The organism is Microvirga rosea, from assembly GCF_020595095.1.
GTDB lineage: Bacteria > Pseudomonadota > Alphaproteobacteria > Rhizobiales > Beijerinckiaceae > Microvirga > Microvirga rosea.
In genome coordinates this window covers 179,987-199,651 of the sequence record NZ_JAJDOP010000003.1, presented here as the reverse complement: position 1 = coordinate 199,651, position 19,665 = coordinate 179,987, and the positions used below count along the sequence as shown (strand labels likewise).

Genomic DNA, 19,665 nt, shown 5'->3' with positions numbered 1-19,665 from the left:
GATCTCCTTATTCAGTGCATGCCCGGCGCGGTGCCGGTCAGCATCAGGACGCCGGCCACGATCACGACCATGGCGAGCGAAAGCGGGAGGAAGACCTTCCAGCCGAGACGCATCAGCTGGTCGTAGCGGTAGCGCGGCACCATGGCCTTGACCATGGCGATGAGGAAGAAAAGGAAGCTCGCCTTCAGGACGAACCAGATGACGCCCGGCACCCAGGTGAAGGGCGCAAACGGGATCGGTGAAAGCCAGCCGCCGAGAAACAGGATCGTGCCGAGGGCGCACATGGTCATGATGGCCACGTATTCGCCGAGCATGAACAGCAGGTACGGCGTGGACGAATACTCGACCATATAACCGGCAACGAGCTCCGATTCAGCCTCCGGAAGGTCAAAGGGCGGGCGGTTCGTCTCGGCCATGGCCGAGATGAAGAACACTACGAACATCGGGAACAGCGGCAGCCAGTACCAGCCGAGAATGCCCAGGCTCGAGTTCTGTGCTTCGACGATCCTCGACAGGTTCAGGGTGCCGGCGCACATGAGCACCGTCACGATCACGAAGCCGATGGACACCTCGTACGACACCATCTGGGCGGCGGAACGGAGCGCGCCAAGGAACGGATACTTCGAGTTCGAAGCCCAGCCGCCCATGATCACGCCATATACGCCCAGGGATGAGATGGCGAAGATGTAGAGGATACCGACATTGATGTCCGCGATGGCCCAGCCCGCATTGAGCGGGATCACCGCCCAGGCGGCCAGCGCCAGGGTACACATGACCAGCGGAGCCAGCAGGAACATGCCCTTGTTGGCCGGCGCGGGAATGACCGGCTCCTTCAGCACGAATTTCAGAAGGTCCGCGAAGGATTGCAGCAATCCCCAGGGGCCGACCACGTTCGGGCCGCGACGCAGCTGGACCGCGGCCCAGATCTTGCGGTCGGCCAGAAGGGCGTAGGCGATGAAGATAAGGAGCGCGACCAACATGAGCAGGCTCTTGCCCAACATGATCGCGACTGCGAGCAGGATGTCTCCGGATTCCATGGTTACGTCCCTTTACTCGGCCGCCACGAGCCGGCGCTCTTGAGCGAGTGCCGAGCACTCCGCCATGACGCCGGACGCCCGCGCGATCGGGTTCGTCAGATAGAAGTCCTTGATGGGGCTCACGAAGGCCTCACGGCCGGCGCTGCCGCCAAGGCCAGCGAGCGCCTGAACGGCACTCGCCACATCGGCAGGAGCGATCCGGTCGAAATCAGCGAAGTGAGGATAGGCCTCGTAGAGCTTCGCACGCAAGGCATTGAGCGAATCGAACGGCAGGCGATGTCCCAGAACATCGGAGAGCGCCCGAAGGATCGCCCAGTCCTCGCGGGCCTCGCCCGGGGCAAACGCCGCGCGGTTCGCAAGCTGAACCCGGCCTTCCGTGTTCACGTAGGTGCCGGACTTCTCCGTGTAGGTGGCGGCCGGCAGGATGACATCAGCCCGGTGCGCGCCCCGGTCTCCGTGCGTCCCTTGGTAGATCACGAAAGTGCCAGGGGCGACCGCGATCTCGTCGGCGCCGAGGCTGAACAGAACGTCCACTCCGCCGTTCGCCATTTCCGCTGCTGTCAGGCCGCCGGCTCCCGGCACGAAACCGAGATCGAGCGCGCCGACCCGCGAAGCCGCGGTATGAAGAACCGAGAAGCCGTTCCAGCCTTCCTTCACCGCGCCGACCGATTGGGCAAGCTGGGCCGCAAGGGAAAGAACGGCCAATCCATCGGGACGGACCAGAGCCCCCTGCCCGACGATGATCAGCGGCCGCTCCGCTCCCTTCAGAGCCTCGGCGAAGCTGTGGCGGCCCGCCAGAAGCTCGGTCAGAGTCTCAGGACCCGCGCCGAGATAGGCATAGGGATAGGTCAGATCCACATGCTCCCCGATCAATGCAATCGCAGGCGGCGCGACCCGCCAGCGCTTCCGAATGCGGACATTGACCAGCGAGGCCTCGATACGCGGATTGGAGCCGACGATCAGGATGGCGTCCGCATCCTCGATATCGGCGATGGTCGTGTTGAACAGATAGGAGCCGCGGCCATAGGTAGGCGACAGAACGGTTCCGTCCTGGCGGGCATCGATATTCGTCACGCCGAGGCTCTCCATGAGAAGCTTCAGCGCATAGATTTCCTCCACGGCCGCCAAATCGCCCACGACAGCGCCGACCCGCTTCGGATCGGTGCCCTTGAGCTTCGTCGCGATGGCGCCGAAAGCCTCCTGCCATGAGGCAGGGCGGAGCTGGCCGTTCACGCGAACGAAGGGCCGGTCGAGACGCTGCATGCGCAGGCCATCGACGATGTGACGGGCCTTGTCGGTGATCCACTCCTCATTCACGGCCTCATTCACACGCGGCAGAATGCGCATGACCTCGCGGCCGCGGGAATCGACCCGGATGGAAGAGCCGACCGCATCCATGACATCGATGGAATCGGTCTTGGTGAGCTCCCACGGGCGATAGTGGAAAGCCTCGGGCTTATGCGTGAGCGCTCCGACCGGGCACAGGTCAGCGGCATTCGACTGCAATTCGGAACCGAGGGCACGCTCCAGATAGCTCGTGATCTCCATATCCTCGCCACGCCAGATGGCGCCGAGATCGGAGACGCCCGCCACTTCCGTGGTGAACCGGACGCACCGCGTGCAGTGGATGCAGCGGTTCATGGAGGTCTTGATCAGCGGGCCGAGATACTTGTCCGGCACCGCGCGCTTGTTCTCGTGATAGCGGCTGGTATCGACCCCGTAGGCCATGGCCTGGTCCTGCAGGTCGCACTGGCCGCCCTGGTCGCAGATCGGGCAATCGAGCGGGTGGTTGATGAGGAGGAACTCCATCACCCCTTCCCGGGCCTTCTTGACTGTCGGCGACTTGGTCGAAATTTCCGGCGGCTCACCGTTCGGTCCCGGGCGGCAATCGCGTACGCCCCAGGCGCAGGATGCGACGGGCTTCGGAGCGCCCTTTACCTCGACAAGGCACATGCGGCAGTTGCCGGCAATGGACAGCCGCTCGTGGAAGCAGAAGCGCGGAATTTCCGCACCTGCCGCTTCGGCGGCCTGCAGCAAGGTGTATTCCGGCGGGACGTCGACCTCGACGCCATCAACGATGATCTTGGCCATCTTCACTCTCACTCCGCCGCAATCATGGCGGGTTCTGAATGCGGGTTCGCCGCATAGTCGTCGATCCGCTTTTCGATTTCATGCCGGAAGTGACGGATCAGCCCCTGAACCGGCCACGCCGCGGCATCTCCCAGCGCGCAGATGGTGTGACCCTCGATCTGGGTGGACACTTCGAGAAGCATGTCGATTTCACGCTTTTGGGCCCGGCCCTCGGACATGCGGGTCAGAACCCGCCACATCCAACCGGTTCCTTCCCGGCATGGGGTGCACTGGCCGCAGCTCTCGTGCTTATAGAAGTACGAGATCCGGGTAATGGCTCGAACGATATCGGTAGACTTGTCCAGCACGATCACGGCGGCCGTACCCAGACCCGACTTGAGATTTCTCAAGGTATCGAAGTCCATATTGGCGTCGATGATCTGCTCGGCCGGAACGCAAGGCACCGACGATCCGCCGGGAATAACGGCCAGAAGGTTATCCCAGCCGCCGCGGATGCCGCCGCAATGGGTATCAACCAGCTCACGGAACGTAAGTCCCATGGCTTCTTCCACATTGCACGGCTTGTTCACGTGCCCGGAAACGGAAAAGACCTTCGTGCCCACATTGTTCGGGCGGCCGATGCCTGAGAACCAGGCGGCGCCGCGGCGGAGGATCGTGCCGGCAACCGCGATCGACTCCACGTTGTTGACCGTCGTCGGGCAGCCGTACAAGCCCATATTGGCCGGGAATGGCGGCTTCAGGCGCGGCATGCCCTTCTTGCCTTCCAGGCTTTCGAGCAGGGCCGTTTCTTCGCCGCAGATGTAAGCGCCGGCACCATGGTGCACGTAAAGGTCGAACGGATAACCGTGGATGTTGTCCTTACCGATGAGCCGGGCCTCGTAGGCCTCGTCGACGGCGCGCTGAAGCGCATGCTTCTCGCCGATATATTCGCCACGAATATAGATGTAGCAGGCATGGGCGCCCATCGCGAAGGACGCGAGGAGGCAACCTTCGATCAACAGGTGCGGATCATGCCGCATGATCTCCCGGTCCTTGCAGGTGCCGGGCTCGGACTCGTCGGCATTCACGACCAGATAATGCGGACGTCCGTCCGACTGCTTGGGCATGAAGGACCATTTCAGTCCCGTCGGGAAGCCTGCGCCACCACGGCCGCGAAGACCCGACTTCTTCATCTCATCGATGATCCAGTCGCGGCCCTTCTCCAGGAGAAACTTGGTTCCGTCCCAGGCGCCGCGCATCTTCGCCGCCTGCAGGTCCGGCGAATGGAAGCCGTAGAGATTTGTAAAAATGCGATCTTTGTCCTGAAGCATGTTCAGTTCACTCCATCAGGACGGCTTGTTGCTCTTATCGAGCGTGACGTCCGGCTTGCTCTCGCTGCCGTCGCGGCGCTGAGGCGTATCGGAAGGCGGGGTGCCGGCAACCGGCGTCGACGGCGCGTCCGGAGTCGGCGCTCCGCCGCTGGGTTTGCTTGGCGTTGCAACATAAGACTTATCGCTCTGCGGCGCAGGCTTCGCGGCGTCCTCCGTGCGGGCCTCGACGGCGGTCGCCCGCTTGCCGTCCGAGGCTTCCTTGCGCTCGGTCTGGCTGATAGGCGCCTCGCCTTCCTTGGCGCGCTTGGCAGGCGTATCGGCCGCCTCGGACTCGATGGCGCGTCCCGCCTCGGGCTTTGCCGGCTTCGGCGTCGAAGGGGCCGAAGCGGTCGCGGCGGCAGCCTCGCCAGCGGAAGCCGTGCTGGCAGCTTCCTCCTCGAAGCGCTTGCGCCATGCTCCGACCTGGGAGCCATCATAAAGGTGAGGATCGGTCAGGGTCTTGACGTCGCCTTGCGGCTCGGAAGAGCGGCGACCGACCTGCGAGCCCTTCTTGACCGGCCGACCGGCGGCGAGATCGTCGAGGAGCTTCTCGAAATTCTCGGTGGTCAGGTCCTCGTAGTAATCATCGTTGATTTGGACCATCGGCGCGTTGCAGCACGCCCCCAGGCACTCGACTTCGAGCCATGAGAAGTTGCCGTCGGCGCTGACGTGGTTCTGCTCGCCGACGCGGCGCTCCAGAACCTTTTTGATGTCACCCGCGCCGCGAAGGGCGCAAGGCGTCGTGCCGCAGAACTGAATGAAGTATTTTCCGACCGGCTCCAGGTTGAACATCGTGTAGAAGGTCGCCACTTCCATGACACGAATGTGCGGCATGTCCAGCAGCTCGGCGACCTTCTCGATCGCCTTGCGCGGCAACCAGCCGCCGGCTTGCTCCTGAGCACGCCAAAGGAGCGGAATGACCGCGGACGCCTGACGGCCCGGCGGGTATTTCGCGATCTGCTGCGCGACGAACGCCATGTTCTCCGACGAGAACGTGAAGCTGTCGGGCTGGATTTCTTCAGGCGCGAGCTTGCGGACGGCCATAGAGTTCTTCTCCTCATCGCTGTGGCCGGCACCGGAAGCGGCCGCCACTCACGACTTGAACCTTGATCCGCGCTCTCACGCGGTTGCCCGGCTCTCCGCCGGGCTCGTGATTTATCGATCAACCTCGCCGAACACGATGTCCAGCGACCCAAGGATGCCCGCGACGTCGGCCAGCATGTGGCCGCGGCACATGAAATCCATGGCTTGAAGATGGGCGAAACCCGGAGCGCGAATCTTGCAGCGATACGGCTTATTGGTGCCGTCCGCCACGAGATAGACCCCGAATTCCCCCTTCGGCGCCTCCACGGCCGCATAAACCTCGCCCGCCGGGACGTGGAAGCCTTCCGTGTAAAGCTTGAAGTGGTGAATGAGCGCTTCCATGGAGCGCTTCATGTCCTTGCGTGAGGGCGGCGCAACCTTGCCGTCCAACGTCGAGACCGGCCCCTGCCCGTCCGGCGCCCGGAGCTTGTCGAGGCACTGGCGCATGATCTTGACGCTTTCGCGCATCTCGAGCATGCGGATGACCTGACGGTCGTAGTTGTCGCCGTTACGTCCGACCGGAATGTCGAACTCCATTTCCTCGTAGCATTCGTAGGGCTGGGCCTTGCGCAGATCCCACGCCGCTCCCGAGCCGCGCACCATGACGCCGGAGAAGCCCCACTTCCACGCATCGTCCAGCGACACGACGCCGATATCCACGTTGCGCTGCTTGAAGATGCGGTTGCCCATGACGAGTTCGTCGAGGTCGTCGAGAACCTTCAGGAACGGATCGCAGAAGGCCTCGATATCGTCGATGAGCTCCGGAGGAAGATCCATCACGACGCCGCCGGGCCGGAAGTAGTTCGCGTGCATGCGCGATCCGGACGCCCGCTCATAGAAGATCATCAGCTTTTCGCGCTCTTCGAAGCCCCAGAGGGGCGGCGTGAGGGCGCCGACGTCCATCGCCTGGGTCGTCACGTTGAGAAGGTGCGACAGGAGGCGGCCAATCTCCGAGTAAAGGACACGGATCAGCTGGGCGCGGCGCGGAACCGAAATGCCGAGCAGCTTCTCGACGGCCATGCAGTACGCATGCTCCTGATTCATCGGCGCGACATAGTCGAGACGATCAAAATAAGGATTGGCCTGAACGTAGGTCTTGAACTCGATGAGCTTTTCGGTGCCGCGGTGCAGAAGGCCGATATGCGGATCGACCCGCTCGACGATTTCGCCGTCGAGTTCGAGCACGAGGCGCAGAACGCCGTGAGCCGCCGGATGCTGCGGACCGAAGTTGATCGAGAAATTGCGGATATTATGCTCGCCCATCGGCTGATCCCTCTCCGCTCTACGCCTTTGCCTTCTCGTCGCCGGGCAGCACGTAATCGGTGCCCTCCCACGGCGAGAGGAAGTCGAAGTTGCGGAATTCCTGGCTGAGCTTCACGGGCTCGTACACGACGCGTCCCTGGCCCTCGTCATAGCGAACCTCGACGAACCCGGTGAGCGGAAAGTCCTTCCGCAACGGGAACCCTTCGAAGCCGTAATCGGTGAGGATACGCCGCAGATCGGGGTGCCCCGAAAAGAGGATCCCGTAAAGATCATAGGCTTCCCGCTCGAACCAGTTGGCGGCGGGAAACACGCCGACGAGGGACGGAACCGGTGTCGTCTCATCCGCCTCGACCTTGATCCGGATACGCCGGTTCAACTGAGGAGACAGAAAATGATACACGACGTCGAAGCGCTTCTCGCGGCCGGGATAATCCGCGCCGCAAATGTCGATGAACGACACGAAGCGGCATTGGGAATCATCCCGGAGGAACGTCACCGTTTTGACGATGTCCTGCCCACGGACGACAAGCGTGAGCTCGTCATAGGCGATATCCCGCGCAGTTACGGCCTCACCGAGGGATGAGGCGATATGATCGCTCAGAGCTTGCAGTTCAGCATTCATGCGATGGCCTTTGCTCAGCGCTCGATCGTGCCCGTGCGGCGGATCTTCTTCTGGAGAAGAAGCACACCGTAGAGAAGCGCCTCCGCCGTCGGGGGGCAGCCCGGCACATAGATGTCGACCGGCACGATGCGGTCGCACCCACGTACCACCGAATAGGAGTAGTGATAATAGCCGCCGCCATTGGCGCAGGAGCCCATGGAAATGACGTACCGGGGCTCAGGCATCTGGTCATAGACCTTGCGGAGCGCGGGCGCCATCTTGTTGGTCAAGGTTCCGGCAACGATCATCACATCGGACTGGCGCGGGCTGGCCCGGGGAGCAAATCCGAACCGCTCGGCATCGTAACGCGGCATGGACATCTGCATCATCTCGACGGCGCAGCATGCCAGACCGAAGGTCATCCACATCAGCGAGCCGGTACGGGCCCAGGTGATCAGGTCTTCCGTGGAGGTGACGATGAAGCCCTTGTCGGACAGCTCGTCCTTGATGGAGACGAAATAGGGGTCGGTCGATCCGACCGGCTGTCCGGTCGAGGGATCGATCACGCCCGTCGGTGCGGGCGAAACCAGGGGCGACCGCGTATCGGTGATCAATCCCATTCTAAGGCCCCCTTCTTCCACTCGTACACAAATCCGACCGTCAGAACGCCGAGGAAGATCATCATGGAGACGAAGCCGAACCAGCCCAGATTCCCGAACGTGATGGCCCAGGGGAACAGGAAGGCGACTTCGAGGTCGAAGATGATGAAAAGAATAGCAACGAGATAGAACCGCACGTCGAACTTCATGCGGGCATCATCGAAAGCGTTGAACCCGCACTCGTAAGCAGAGAGCTTTTCCGTGTCCGGGCGGCTATAGGCGACGATGAAAGGCGCCACGAGCAGCGCCACCCCGATCAGGAGCGACACGCCGATAAAGATCACGAGAGGCAGGTAGTCGGCGAGGAGATTCGTCATGCGACACCCAAAAGGAACAGAGCCGGTACAAAACCAGCACCAGCCCATGGATTTAAGCCACAGACAGCTTAATAAAAGGCCCTGCGACAAACCATGGATTGCGGGGGAGGCTTATCTGAGATCCCCTGTTCTGACAAGTGTTTGCGGCACCGCAAAAGAATGTTTCCAAACTAGGATGTGGCCTTCTCGGCGGCGTTTGCCGCCTTGCGATTGGCAGAATCCTCCGCCTTGTCCGCGGCCCGGCCGGCGGCCGTTTCCAGCTTCGCTTTTGCTTCGCACTTGGCCCTGATTTCGTCCAGCTCGTCCTGGGTCAGATGCTCGATACCGATAAATACGTTCTGGGCGGCACTGGCGCGGATCAGCTCGTCGAGTTTGGCCTGAATAGCCGCGCCGTCGCGATTCTGCGTGTTTTGGATCAGAAACACCATCAGGAACGTCACGATGGTGGTGCCCGTATTCACGATCAGCTGCCACGTGTCGGAAAAGCCGAAGAGAGGTCCGCTTAGAGCCCATATCAGAATCACGGCAAGACAGATTACGAACGTGATGGGACGCCCGGAGACCTGCGCGACCCAGTTGGAGAGATTGGTGAAGATTTTTGAGAAGTCCATGGCAGTTACCCTCTCCTGCTGGACCGACAACGCCCAGCTTGAGCAATTGCTCCATGAGCCATGCACTCAGCGCAACGCGCTTCTGCAAGAACTCCGAGGGATCCAAAATTCTGAAGCGGGAGAGACAAGCAGATCTCTGTCAGGATCTGCAGTGGCGCGGGCGACGGGGCTCGAACCCGCGACCTCCGGCGTGACAGGCCGGCACTCTAACCGACTGAGCTACGCCCGCGCATACCGCCGAAGCGGTGTGGGCGGTTTAAGGTCGCCCCCTGACCCTGTCAAGCGATCCTCTTGAAGATTCTTCAGGAGGAACTCTCGAACAAGATCATACCGTAAGGAAAGGAATGGTGGGCGGTGACGGGCTCGAACCGCCGACCCTCTCGGTGTAAACGAGATGCTCTACCAACTGAGCTAACCGCCCCTCCGGCCTCACATAAAAAGAGAAGGCCGACAACGCAAGCGCTGTCGGCCCTTTGACGAAGAAAAGATCGCGTAAAAGCGATTACTTTGCGTTCACGGCTTCCTTCAAGCCCGCGCCGGCGCGGAACTTGGGGGTCTTGGAAGCGGGAACCTTGACCTTCTCGCCGGTGCGCGGGTTACGCGCCTCGCCGGCGGCCCGGTCGGTCACCACGAAGGTGCCGAAACCAACGATCTTCACTTCGTCGCCCTTCTTCAGGGCGCCGGTGATGGCCTCGATAGCGGCGTCAATGGCTTCACCAGCCTGACCACGAGACAGCCCCACCTTGTCGGCGACGGCCGCAACGAGCTCGCCTTTGTTCATTTGATATCCTCCAGTGATCCCGGCGGCGCCATATCAGATGTGCCACCGTTTCAGGGAGAAACCCTGTGGCGCAAAGCTCGACCGTACGCAAGTCCTGAAACGGCCTAAATGGGCCGGTTCTGGACATTCCACATCAAAAAGGCCCCCGGATTTGCATCCGGGGGCCTCCGTCAAAATCGTGACGCAAGGTCAGACTAGTGGGCGACCACGTTTGCCGAATCGTCCTCGACCTCAGCCGGCTTGGCCGGATTGATGACCGTCGGCTCTTCCCACTCGATGGGCTCGGGCATCCGCACGAGAGCGTGCTGGAGCACCTGATCCATCCGGGAAACGGGGACGATCTCGAGGCCGTTCTTCACGCTCGCCGGGATGTCGACAAGATCCTTGGCGTTCTCCTCGGGAATCAGGACTTTCTTGATCCCCCCGCGCAGAGCAGCCAGGAGCTTTTCCTTCAACCCGCCGATCGGCAGCACCCTGCCCCGCAGCGTCACCTCGCCCGTCATGGCGATGTCACGCCGAACCGGAATTGCGGTGATCACCGACACGATGGCAGTCGCCATCGCGATACCGGCCGAAGGTCCATCCTTGGGCGTCGCGCCCTCTGGCACGTGCACGTGGATGTCGCGACGGTCGAACATGGGCGGCTCGACACCGAAATCGACAGCCCGCGAGCGGACATAGGAAGCCGCCGCAGAAATCGATTCCTTCATGACGTCCCGGAGGTTGCCGGTAACCGTCATCTTGCCCTTGCCCGGCATCATGATGCCTTCGATGGTGAGCAGCTCGCCGCCGACCTCGGTCCAGGCGAGACCCGTGACCGCACCCACCATGTCCTCGGACTCGACCTCGCCGTAACGGAAGCGGGGCGGGCCCAAGAAGTCGGGAAGGTTCGCCGTCGTCACCTCGACCGTCTTGACCTTGGAGATCAGGATCTCCTTCACGGCCTTACGGATCAGGTTCGAGATCTCCCGCTCCAGGTTACGGACACCCGCCTCACGGGTGTACCGCCGGATGAGCATGAGGAGAGCCTCGTCGCCGATGGTCCACTCCTTCTCCGCCAAACCGTGCTTCTTCACAGCGGACGGAATCAGGTGAGTCCTGGCAATCTCGGCCTTCTCTTCCTCGGTGTAACCCGCGATGCGGATCACTTCCATACGGTCGAGAAGCGGCGCCGGGATGTTCAGGGTGTTGGCGGTCGTCACGAACATCACGTTGGACAGGTCGTAGTCGACCTCCAGGTAATGGTCGTTGAACGAGTTGTTCTGCTCGGGATCGAGAACCTCGAGCAAGGCCGCCGACGGATCGCCCCGGAAATCCATGCCCATTTTGTCGATTTCATCGAGCAGAATGAGCGGGTTGGACGTCTTGGCCTTGCGCATCGACTGGATGATCTTGCCAGGCATCGAACCGATATAGGTCCGCCGGTGACCACGGATCTCGGACTCGTCCCGCACGCCGCCGAGGGACATGCGCACGAATTCGCGACCGGTCGCCTTGGCGATGGATTTGCCAAGGGAGGTCTTGCCGACGCCCGGAGGGCCGACGAGGCAGAGGATCGGTCCGGTCAGCTTATTGGCGCGTTGCTGGACAGCCAGATACTCGACGATCCGTTCCTTGACCTTGTCGAGACCGTAATGATCGGCATCGAGCAGGTCTTGGGCCGCCTTGAGGTCCTTCTTGATCTTCGAGCGGCGATTCCACGGAATGCCGAGCAACCAGTCGAGGTAATTGCGCACGACGGTCGCTTCGGCAGACATGGGCGACATCTGGCGAAGCTTCTTCAGCTCGCCGAGCGCCTTCTCCCGGGCTTCCTTCGTGAACTTGGTCTTCTCGATCTTCTCCTCGAGCTCGGCCAGCTCGTCGCGACCTTCGTCGTCGCCGAGCTCCTTCTGGATCGCCTTCATCTGCTCGTTGAGATAGTACTCGCGCTGCGTCTTCTCCATCTGACGCTTCACGCGGGTACGGATCCGCTTCTCGACCTGGAGGACGGAGATTTCGCTCTCCATCAGGCCGAGAACCTTCTCGAGCCGCTGGGCAACGGTCGGGATTTCGAGGATCGCCTGCTTGTCGGCGATCTTGATCGCAAGGTGCGAGGCGATCGTATCGGCAAGCTTTGAGGGCTCGTCGAGCTGAGTCACTGCCGAGACGACCTCGGGAGAAACCTTCTTGTTCAGCTTTACGTAATTTTCGAACTCGGACACGACGGAGCGCGCCAGGGCTTCGGCCTCGATCTGGTCACCCAGCGAGTCCGGGAGCACTTCGGCTTCCGCTTCATAATATTCGTCTGTCCGCGTGTAGGCCTTCACCTGTGCGCGGCTCGCGCCTTCCACGAGCACCTTTACGGTGCCGTCGGGCAGCTTGAGAAGCTGCAGCACGTTGGCCAGGGTTCCGACCTTATAGATCGCATCCGTTGCCGGATCGTCATCCGTCGCATCGATCTGGGTAGCCAGAAGAATGTGGCGGTCCCCCTTGACCACTTCCTCGAGCGCGCGGATCGATTTCTCGCGGCCGACGAAGAGCGGCACGATCATGTGCGGGAAAACGACGATGTCGCGCAGAGGCAGAACCGCGTAGGTTCCGGTCGAGCCTGGAACGACAGGCTGACGTGGCTTTGCTTGTGTCATAAGACGACATCCTTTCGAAACGTCCGGAGAACCCCTCGGATGAGCGAGCTCAGGGACGGGTAACCGAAACGCTCAAGCTTTTGTGATTGGCTGCGTCCGGTACGTGGCGCCATCCCTCGGGACAATGAGCGGACGGTCATCACGCAAGAGGTAATTTGGCGTGCCGGAGACAACGTTTCAAGAACAGTCCCCGGCACGATAGACATAGGTCTTATGCGCTGGCACTCGCGGTCTGATCCGCGCGGTCGCCGTGGATGAAGAGAGGCTTGGCCTTGCCCTCGACGACCTCGGGGCCGATCACCACCTGCTCCACCGAGTCGAGACCCGGCAGGTCGTACATGGTTTCCAGCAGAATGCCCTCCATGATGGAGCGCAACCCACGGGCGCCAGTTTTGCGCTCGATGGCCTTGCGGGCGATCATCGACAGGGCCTCTTCCTGGAAGGTCAGATTGACGTTCTCCATCTCGAAGAGGCGCTGATACTGCTTCACCAGGGCGTTCTTGGGCTCCTGGAGGATGCGCTTCAGGGCTTCCTCGTCGAGATCCTCGAGCGTCGCCAGAACGGGCAGACGTCCCACGAATTCGGGGATGAGGCCGAACTTCAGCAGGTCTTCCGGCTCGACGCTGCGGAAGATCTCGCCGGTCCGGCGGTCATCCGGCGCCTCCACACTGGCTCCGAAGCCGATGGAGGTTCCCTTGCCGCGGCCCGAGATGATCCGCTCCAGCCCGGCGAACGCACCGCCGCAGATGAACAGGATATTCGTCGTATCCACCTGCAGGAATTCCTGCTGCGGATGCTTCCGGCCGCCCTGGGGCGGCACCGAAGCGACCGTGCCTTCCATGATCTTCAGGAGAGCCTGCTGCACGCCCTCGCCCGACACGTCGCGGGTAATCGACGGATTGTCGGACTTGCGCGAGATCTTGTCGATCTCGTCGATGTAGACGATGCCGCGCTGCGCCCGCTCCACGTTGTAATCGGACGCCTGGAGGAGCTTGAGGATGATATTCTCAACGTCCTCGCCCACGTAACCGGCCTCGGTCAACGTCGTGGCGTCGGCCATGGTAAAGGGAACGTCGAGGATTCGGGCGAGGGTCTGGGCCAACAGCGTCTTGCCCGAGCCCGTGGGCCCGATCAGGAGGATGTTGGACTTGGCCAGCTCCACGTCGTTGTGCTTCGCCGCATGGGCCAAACGCTTGTAATGGTTGTGAACGGCCACCGAGAGCACCTTCTTGGCGTGCTCCTGGCCAATCACGTAATCGTCGAGAACGCGGCTGATCTCCTTCGGGGTCGGCACGCCATCGCGGGATTTCACCAGCGACGACTTCGATTCCTCGCGAATGATATCCATGCACAACTCGACGCATTCATCGCAGATGAACACGGTGGGGCCAGCGATCAGCTTACGGACCTCGTGCTGGCTCTTGCCGCAGAAGGAGCAGTAAAGCGTGCTCTTGGAGTCGTTGCCGCCAGCTTTGGTCATTATCACATCTCCAATCGACACTGGAGCGGCCCATGCCGACCCAGCATCCTTAAGTTTAGGAGCGCCGAAGCTAATGAAAGGTTCCGGCACTTAAAAATTTCGAGCCACCTATTCTTCCCGCGTCCCGAATCCGCATGCAAACACGCGAAGGGGACCTGATCAATAGGAACGGGGCAGGACGCCAAAAAGACGCACTGCCCCTGAACTTGTCCCCAACTATTCAGAATCAGGGCTGAGGCGTCGTGGGCTCGGGACGCTTGGCGAGAACCTGGTCAATCAGACCAAATTCCTGGGCGGCGTCGGCTGTCAGGAAGTTATCACGTTCGAGCGCTTGCTCGACAGCCGCGATGTCGCGGCCCGTATGCTTCACGTAGATTTCATTGAGCCGGCGCTTCAAAGCCTCGCTTTCGCGGGCGTGAATCATGATGTCGGTGACTTGGCCCTGGTATCCGCCGGAAGGCTGGTGAACCATGATTCGGGCGTTCGACAACGCAAAGCGCTGCCCGGCCTCGCCTGCCGCAAGGAGAAGGGAGCCCATCGAAGCCGCCTGCCCCACGCACAGGGTGGAGACGGGGCAGCGAATGAACTGCATGGTGTCGTAGATCGACAGGCCGGACGTCACGACCCCGCCTGGCGAATTGATGTAGAAGGAAATTTCCTTCTTGGGATTCTCAGCCTCGAGGAACAGAAGCTGAGCCACAATCAGGGATGCCGAGTAATCCTCGACAGGACCGGTGAGGAAAATAATCCGTTCGCGCAAGAGACGCGAATAGATGTCGAATGCGCGCTCACCACGATTCGACTGCTCGACCACCATCGGCACGAGCGTGTTGTTAAACAACGCAACCGGATCTCTCATCGTCTCACTGCTCCAAAGTCGGCCGCGCGGACGCGCGGCCGTTAGATGATGCAAGCGGCGAGACGCTGGAGGTAGCGTTACTCGCTCTTGCTGGACTTCTTGGCGCCCTTGGCCTTCGGCTTCGACTCGGCCTTGGAATCACCTTCCTCAGCCTCGTCGTCACCGAAAAGCGCTTCCTTGGAAACGGTTTCGTCCACGACCTTCACCTGAGACAGGATCTGGTCGACGACCTTTTCCTCGAACAGCGGCGCCCGGATTTCGGCCAGAGCTTGCGGATTCTTACGATAGAAATCCCAAACCTGCTGCTCTTGGCCCGGATACTGGCGAACCCGCTCGACGAGCGCCTGGGTGACCTCGTCGTCGGAGATCTTGATATCGGTCTTCTCACCGATCTGTGCAAGCACCAACCCGAGCCGAACACGACGCTCGGCGATCTTCCGGTAATCCGCCCGAGCCTGCTCCTCGGTGGTGTCCTCGTCCTCGAAGGTGCGGTTGTTGGACCGCATATCGCCCTCGACCTGACCCCAAACGGCCGCGAATTCCTGCTCCACGAGGCTCGGGGGCAACTCGAACGAGTACTTCGCGTCCAGAGCGTCGAGCAGGTCCTTCTTAACCTTACGACGGGATTGGGCGTCAAAATCACGCTGGATAGCGCTACGAATGGCGTCCTTCAGGGCATCGAGCGAGTCCAAGCCGAAACCCTTGGCAAGCTCGTCGTCGATCTTCAGCTCGCCCGGAGCCTCGACGGCCTTCACCGTCACGTCGAACTCGGCATCCTTGCCGGCCAGGTGGGCGGCCAGGTAATTGGTCGGGAAGGTGACCTTCACGAGCTTCGTGTCGCCGGCCTTTACGCCGACAAGCTGGTCCTCGAAGCCCGGAATGAAGGTGTTGGAGCCGAGCTCGACCCGGATATCCTCGCCCTTGCCGCCTTCGAATTCCGTGCCGTCGATGCGGCCCACGAAGTCGACAAGCACCCGGTCGCCCTGCTCCGCCTTGCCGTCCTTCGCCTCGAAGGTAAGGTTCTGCTTGGCCATCCGCTCCAGCGATTCGTTGATCTCGCCGTCGGTCACTTCGGCGACCGGCTTCTTGACCGAGACGTCGGACAGATCGGCGAGCTCGAAAACGGGCAGCACCTCGAGGGCGACGGTGAAAGCCAGGTCGCCCTTGGCGTCCATGGCCTTCTCGATCTCGTCCTGGTTCTCCGGAAACTGGACCTGAGGCTCATGGGCGAGCTTGAGGCTATTGTCCTCGACGATCCTGCGGTTCGCTTCGTTGACCGCGTTCTGAAGCACGTCGGCCATCACCGAACGGCCATAGACCCTGCGCAGATGCCCAACCGGCACCTTGCCCGGACGGAAACCGTTGATTTTCACCCGGTCCTTAAGGGTCGACAGCTCATTGTTCAGACGCTGTTCCAACTCCGTTGCCGGAAGAACAACCTTGAATTCCCGTTTCAAGCCTTGGGACAGAGTTTCCGTCACCTGCATGGTTATATCGCCTTCGCTTACTCGAAAAAATTCCTTGTCCCAGGCCCCGGCCGCCGCGGCTGCCGCCGTCGACGCGGCCCGATGGAGCCGTCCGGAAACCAATCCTGACGGGATTGGTGCGGGCGGAGGGACTCGAACCCCCACGACTTTCGCCGCTGGAACCTAAATCCAGTGCGTCTACCAATTCCGCCACGCCCGCTCGGGAGGCGGCGCAATGCACCCCTCGTCCGGGACGGGGCTCTATAGCATGGTTGCAAAAGGGTGCATCAAAAAAGTTCGTGTACGGCGACAGCGTGCTTCCGGCTTGAAAAGCAACAAAACTTGGCCGTTTGCGTTCAAGCCTGTACGTCGTTCCATCCTGCCCGTCACAAGAGGCTGCTTCCCTATGATCACGCGCCGCGCCGCCACTGCCGGCCTCGCCACGGCTCTCTTGGGCTTCCCCCGGCCGGGTTGGACCCAACCGAAGAGCGGGGATGGGGGCGGCCTGATCCAGGACCTTCCCGCCGAGCTGACCGCCCGGCCATCACTCAAGCGGCTCCGCGCCGATGCGGCCCAGGAGACGGAAGTCCTGACGTTGGGTGAGCGCCTTGGCCCGGCGTTCCGCCTCAGGGCCGGCGCCCCTCTCGAATTCACCTTCCGGAATGAGACCTCCCTGCCCTTGAGCCTTCATATCCAAGGATTGCGTGGCGCCAACGCCCATGACGGCGTCGCCCGCGTCACGCAGGCCCCCGTCCCCCAGGGCGGCACCTTCACGTACCGCGAGCCACCCCCGGCGCCCGGCACCTTTCTGATACGCCCGAGCATTCCTGGCGGCAGCGCGGAGCCTTTGGAGCGGGGGCTCTCCGCCCTGCTCATCGTCGAAGAAGCCAACCCGCCTCCCGTCGACCTCGACCTGCCCATCCTGATCGATGACTGGCGGCTCGGGGATGACGGACGGCTCGCGCCCTTTTCCAAGTCCGCCGACGACAATCCGGCCGGCCGCCTCGGCAATTTCCTGACGGTGAATGGCGACGCCGTGCCGCAGAAACTCAGCCTTCGGCCCGGCAGCCGCTTACGCCTGCGCCTCGCCAATGCCTGCAATGCACGGGCCATGCGCTTGCGATTCGACAATCTCAGGGCGACGGTGATCGCCGTTGACGGGCAGCCGACGGATACCTTCGAGCCCCTCAGATCCTCTCTACCCATCGCTCCTGGCAGCCGCTACGACCTGCTCGTCGACCTTCCCGTTGAGGCGGATGCGCGCTCGGCCGTTGTTGCCGCTTTGGGCGATGGCATTCCGTTGGTCGAATTCCACACCGCCGGGAATGGGAAGACGGAACCTCCGCCGATCGCGTCTCTCGCGCCCAATGACAAGCTCCCGAAGGCCATTGCTCTGGAAAAGGCCGTCCGAAAGGATCTGGTGATTCAAACCACGGGCGACAAAACCGTGTCGGGCTGGACGATCAACGGCGTGGCCGGAGACGCGAACGCGCCGGTCCTCAAGGTTAAGCGGGGCTCGCCGGTCGTGCTGACCCTGATCAACAAGACGCCGGTCGCCCAGCCCCTCCACCTGCACGGGCACGTTTTCCGTCTCCTTCATGCCTTGGACGACGGCTGGCAGCCTTATTTTCTCGACACCATCCAAGTGCCTGAAAACAAAACGAGCCGGATTGCCTTCATCGCCGACAACCCCGGCAAATGGCTCCTGGCCTCGACCGTGATGGAGCGGTTCGATTCCGGCCTGTGGACTTGGATCGAAGTCAGCTGAGCAGGTCGCGCAACACGGCGGGGATCAGCTCGGCCAAGTCCTCCGAGATCAGTCCGGGGCCGAAGCTCGCCCCCGCAGCGGCATGGATCCACACCCCGGCGCAGGCCGCCTCGAAGGCTGGGACGTGCTGCGCCATCAAGCCCGCGATGAGGCCGCACAGCGTATCGCCGGATCCGGCTGTCGCCAGATAGGGCGTACCGTTCTCGTTGATCGCGGCGCGCCCGTCGGGAGCGGCGATCACCGTGTCGACCCCTTTTAGAACGACGATCGCGCCCGTGTAGCCCGCGGCGCGCTTGGCCCGCTCGATTTTCGAAGGCGGATCAAGGATATCGGGGTGCCCTTTAAACAAACGGCTGAACTCTCCGTCATGGGGAGTGATGACGGCGGGAAACCCATGGAACGCTTGATGCCACTCCGACGCGAGACCTTCGAACGACGTCAGGGCGTCGGCATCCAGAACGAGATTTCTGCGGGCCTGCATCGCGACGGCGACCATGGCGCGCGTGGCGGCATGAACGCCGAGCGCCGGCCCCAGCACCAGGGCATTGAAGCGCGGATCCTTCAGAATCTCATAAAGCCCTTCCGGCCCATCGCATCCTCGCAGCATCACGGCGGTCAGATGAGCCGCATTGATGCCCAGAGCCTCCGGGGGCGAGGCGATCGTCACAAGGCCGGACCCGATCCGCAGGGCCGCTCCGGCTGCCAGGCGAGCCGCCCCCGTTCGGGTGGCGCCCCCGGAGGCGACCAGCGTATGGCCCCTTTCATACTTGTGCCAACCGAGGTCCGGCCGCGGCAGTGCCCCACGCCATAGAACCGGATGGTTGGCGAACGTCACGATAGGATTTCGCCCAGGCACTTGGCGATCTGCTTGGGGATAGGCTTGGGGATCGATCCCGATATCCGCCACCTCCACGGCGCCACAGAAGCGACGCCCCGGCATCAGGAGATGACCTGGCTTTCGGGCCGCGAACGTGACGGTGCGATCCGCCAGGACGGCCGCTCCCCTGACCTCCCCCGAATCGCTGTCGATTCCGGACGGCAGATCCACGGCGAGCACCGGTCGCCCGGAAGCGTTGATGCGTTCAACCGCAAGACGGGCGTCACCGTCCAGCACACGCACGAGCCCCGTCCCAAAAAGCGCGTCCACGATGACATCGGCGGCCTCGAAAGGGGCTCCTTGGATGGAATCGACATCGCCTTTCCACATCTCGGCGGCGAGGGCCGCGTCTCCCTTGAGACTTTCGCGCCGGCCCAGGAGCGCAAGAGTGACCCGATGTCCGCGCTCCGCCAGCAGCCGTCCTGCGATGAAGCCGTCGCCGCCGTTGTTCCCCGGACCAGCAACGACGAGAATCCGTGAGCCGGGGAGAGCCATGCGCCGGACAGCTTCCGCCACGGCCTCTCCGGCGCGGACCATCAATGTCAGCCCTGGGGTTCCGGCTGCGATGACTGCCGCATCGGCATCCCGCATCTGCTGGGCGGTTGGGAGAAGCTCAAGACGGGACATGGCGGAAAAACTGCTCAGCTTTGATCGGGAAGACCACCATTGCGGCACTTGCACAAAGTTTAATCACAAACTGCTTCTCAAGGCAGCAGAACTGCCTGTCCTGGAGCAATGCGGCCATGGAAGCGCCCTCCTCGTGGTGCTAAAAGCGGCAAAACCTCGAAACGAACGGTCC

At 62.1% G+C, this 19,665-nt stretch carries 17 protein-coding genes and 3 tRNA genes; 1 reads left to right on the top strand and 19 read right to left on the bottom strand.

The features are described 5' to 3' along the window. Positions 1-11: 11 nt before the first annotated feature. The 17 genes from nuoH to LJD17_RS08860 all read right to left on the bottom strand — a co-directional run bounded on the left by nuoH (position 12) and on the right by LJD17_RS08860 (position 16,441). Positions 12-1,037: an NADH-quinone oxidoreductase subunit NuoH gene (gene nuoH / locus LJD17_RS08940; protein WP_227383831.1), complete on the bottom strand. Its 1,026-nt coding sequence runs from the start codon at positions 1,035-1,037 to the stop codon at positions 12-14. A gap of 12 nt (positions 1,038-1,049) precedes the next feature. Beyond that, positions 1,050-3,128: an NADH-quinone oxidoreductase subunit NuoG gene (gene nuoG, locus LJD17_RS08935; RefSeq protein ID WP_227383830.1), complete on the bottom strand. Its 2,079-nt coding sequence runs from the start codon at positions 3,126-3,128 to the stop codon at positions 1,050-1,052. A gap of 8 nt (positions 3,129-3,136) precedes the next feature. Continuing rightward, positions 3,137-4,438, bottom strand: coding sequence for an NADH-quinone oxidoreductase subunit NuoF (nuoF, locus tag LJD17_RS08930; RefSeq protein WP_227383829.1), 1,302 nt, complete (start codon positions 4,436-4,438; stop codon positions 3,137-3,139). A 15-nt stretch (positions 4,439-4,453) separates the two neighbouring features. Then, positions 4,454-5,521, bottom strand: coding sequence for an NADH-quinone oxidoreductase subunit NuoE (nuoE, locus tag LJD17_RS08925; protein WP_227383828.1), 1,068 nt, complete (start codon positions 5,519-5,521; stop codon positions 4,454-4,456). A 111-nt stretch (positions 5,522-5,632) separates the two neighbouring features. Further along, positions 5,633-6,823 carry an NADH-quinone oxidoreductase subunit D gene (locus tag LJD17_RS08920; protein WP_227383827.1) on the bottom strand — a complete coding sequence of 397 codons (1,191 nt, stop codon included), beginning with the start codon at positions 6,821-6,823 and terminating at the stop codon, positions 5,633-5,635. 19 nt (positions 6,824-6,842) lie between these two features. Next, positions 6,843-7,445: an NADH-quinone oxidoreductase subunit C gene (locus LJD17_RS08915; RefSeq protein ID WP_227383826.1), complete on the bottom strand. Its 603-nt coding sequence runs from the start codon at positions 7,443-7,445 to the stop codon at positions 6,843-6,845. A 14-nt stretch (positions 7,446-7,459) separates the two neighbouring features. Beyond that, positions 7,460-8,044 carry a NuoB/complex I 20 kDa subunit family protein gene (locus tag LJD17_RS08910; protein ID WP_227383825.1) on the bottom strand — a complete coding sequence of 195 codons (585 nt, stop codon included), beginning with the start codon at positions 8,042-8,044 and terminating at the stop codon, positions 7,460-7,462. After that, entirely contained in the window at positions 8,035-8,400 is a 366-nt protein-coding gene (locus tag LJD17_RS08905; RefSeq protein ID WP_227383824.1) for an NADH-quinone oxidoreductase subunit A, read from the bottom strand. Before LJD17_RS08905 ends, LJD17_RS08910 begins: the two co-directional genes overlap by 10 nt. Positions 8,401-8,570: 170 nt before the next feature. Further along, positions 8,571-9,011 carry a low affinity iron permease family protein gene (locus tag LJD17_RS08900; protein WP_227383823.1) on the bottom strand — a complete coding sequence of 147 codons (441 nt, stop codon included), beginning with the start codon at positions 9,009-9,011 and terminating at the stop codon, positions 8,571-8,573. A gap of 152 nt (positions 9,012-9,163) precedes the next feature. Further along, a tRNA-Asp gene (locus LJD17_RS08895) sits at positions 9,164-9,240 on the bottom strand. Positions 9,241-9,356: 116 nt separating this feature from the next. Further along, positions 9,357-9,432, bottom strand: a tRNA-Val gene (locus LJD17_RS08890). Between the two features lie 81 nt (positions 9,433-9,513). Next, entirely contained in the window at positions 9,514-9,792 is a 279-nt protein-coding gene (locus tag LJD17_RS08885; protein WP_227383822.1) for an HU family DNA-binding protein, read from the bottom strand. A gap of 194 nt (positions 9,793-9,986) precedes the next feature. Next, positions 9,987-12,416 carry an endopeptidase La gene (gene lon / locus LJD17_RS08880; protein ID WP_227383821.1) on the bottom strand — a complete coding sequence of 810 codons (2,430 nt, stop codon included), beginning with the start codon at positions 12,414-12,416 and terminating at the stop codon, positions 9,987-9,989. A gap of 211 nt (positions 12,417-12,627) precedes the next feature. Next, complete coding sequence (clpX, locus tag LJD17_RS08875; protein ID WP_227383820.1) at positions 12,628-13,896, bottom strand: ATP-dependent Clp protease ATP-binding subunit ClpX; 1,269 nt, start codon at positions 13,894-13,896, stop codon at positions 12,628-12,630. 226 nt (positions 13,897-14,122) lie between these two features. Further along, positions 14,123-14,755 (bottom strand): ATP-dependent Clp protease proteolytic subunit, encoded by a 633-nt coding sequence (locus LJD17_RS08870; protein ID WP_227383819.1) that lies wholly within the window; start codon positions 14,753-14,755, stop codon positions 14,123-14,125. Between the two features lie 77 nt (positions 14,756-14,832). Next, on the bottom strand, positions 14,833-16,242 hold the full coding sequence (gene tig / locus LJD17_RS08865) for a trigger factor (RefSeq protein ID WP_227383818.1): 1,410 nt from the start codon (positions 16,240-16,242) through the stop codon (positions 14,833-14,835). Positions 16,243-16,356: 114 nt separating this feature from the next. Continuing rightward, positions 16,357-16,441, bottom strand: a tRNA-Leu gene (locus LJD17_RS08860). 186 nt (positions 16,442-16,627) lie between these two features. Here LJD17_RS08860 and LJD17_RS08855 point away from each other — a divergent pair. Then, positions 16,628-17,989: a multicopper oxidase family protein gene (locus LJD17_RS08855; protein WP_227383817.1), complete on the top strand. Its 1,362-nt coding sequence runs from the start codon at positions 16,628-16,630 to the stop codon at positions 17,987-17,989. Here the strand turns inward: LJD17_RS08855 and LJD17_RS08850 are convergent. Both LJD17_RS08850 and LJD17_RS24020 read right to left on the bottom strand, forming a co-directional pair. Continuing rightward, complete coding sequence (locus LJD17_RS08850) at positions 17,982-19,493, bottom strand: NAD(P)H-hydrate dehydratase (protein ID WP_227383816.1); 1,512 nt, start codon at positions 19,491-19,493, stop codon at positions 17,982-17,984. The genes LJD17_RS08855 and LJD17_RS08850 overlap by 8 nt on opposite strands. Beyond that, a complete protein-coding gene (locus LJD17_RS24020) occupies positions 19,480-19,611 on the bottom strand; it encodes a hypothetical protein (RefSeq protein ID WP_264478327.1) in 132 nt (43 codons plus the stop codon). The genes LJD17_RS08850 and LJD17_RS24020 overlap by 14 nt, the downstream gene beginning before the upstream one ends. Between the last annotated feature and the right edge of the window lie 54 nt (positions 19,612-19,665).

Coding starts and splice junctions, on each gene's coding strand:
- LJD17_RS08870 (WP_227383819.1), bottom strand. CDS start 14,755: ATGAGAGATCCGGTTGCGTTGTTTAACAACACGCTCGTGCCGATGGTG.
- LJD17_RS08885 (WP_227383822.1), bottom strand. CDS start 9,792: ATGAACAAAGGCGAGCTCGTTGCGGCCGTCGCCGACAAGGTGGGGCTG.
- nuoH (WP_227383831.1), bottom strand. CDS start 1,037: ATGGAATCCGGAGACATCCTGCTCGCAGTCGCGATCATGTTGGGCAAG.
- nuoE (WP_227383828.1), bottom strand. CDS start 5,521: ATGGCCGTCCGCAAGCTCGCGCCTGAAGAAATCCAGCCCGACAGCTTC.
- LJD17_RS08910 (WP_227383825.1), bottom strand. CDS start 8,044: ATGGGATTGATCACCGATACGCGGTCGCCCCTGGTTTCGCCCGCACCG.
- LJD17_RS08920 (WP_227383827.1), bottom strand. CDS start 6,823: ATGGGCGAGCATAATATCCGCAATTTCTCGATCAACTTCGGTCCGCAG.
- nuoG (WP_227383830.1), bottom strand. CDS start 3,128: ATGGCCAAGATCATCGTTGATGGCGTCGAGGTCGACGTCCCGCCGGAA.
- nuoF (WP_227383829.1), bottom strand. CDS start 4,438: ATGCTTCAGGACAAAGATCGCATTTTTACAAATCTCTACGGCTTCCAT.
- lon (WP_227383821.1), bottom strand. CDS start 12,416: ATGACACAAGCAAAGCCACGTCAGCCTGTCGTTCCAGGCTCGACCGGA.
- LJD17_RS08855 (WP_227383817.1), top strand. CDS start 16,628: ATGATCACGCGCCGCGCCGCCACTGCCGGCCTCGCCACGGCTCTCTTG.
- LJD17_RS08850 (WP_227383816.1), bottom strand. CDS start 19,493: ATGTCCCGTCTTGAGCTTCTCCCAACCGCCCAGCAGATGCGGGATGCC.
- LJD17_RS08905 (WP_227383824.1), bottom strand. CDS start 8,400: ATGACGAATCTCCTCGCCGACTACCTGCCTCTCGTGATCTTTATCGGC.
- LJD17_RS24020 (WP_264478327.1), bottom strand. CDS start 19,611: ATGGCCGCATTGCTCCAGGACAGGCAGTTCTGCTGCCTTGAGAAGCAG.
- LJD17_RS08915 (WP_227383826.1), bottom strand. CDS start 7,445: ATGAATGCTGAACTGCAAGCTCTGAGCGATCATATCGCCTCATCCCTC.
- LJD17_RS08900 (WP_227383823.1), bottom strand. CDS start 9,011: ATGGACTTCTCAAAAATCTTCACCAATCTCTCCAACTGGGTCGCGCAG.
- tig (WP_227383818.1), bottom strand. CDS start 16,242: ATGCAGGTGACGGAAACTCTGTCCCAAGGCTTGAAACGGGAATTCAAG.
- clpX (WP_227383820.1), bottom strand. CDS start 13,896: ATGACCAAAGCTGGCGGCAACGACTCCAAGAGCACGCTTTACTGCTCC.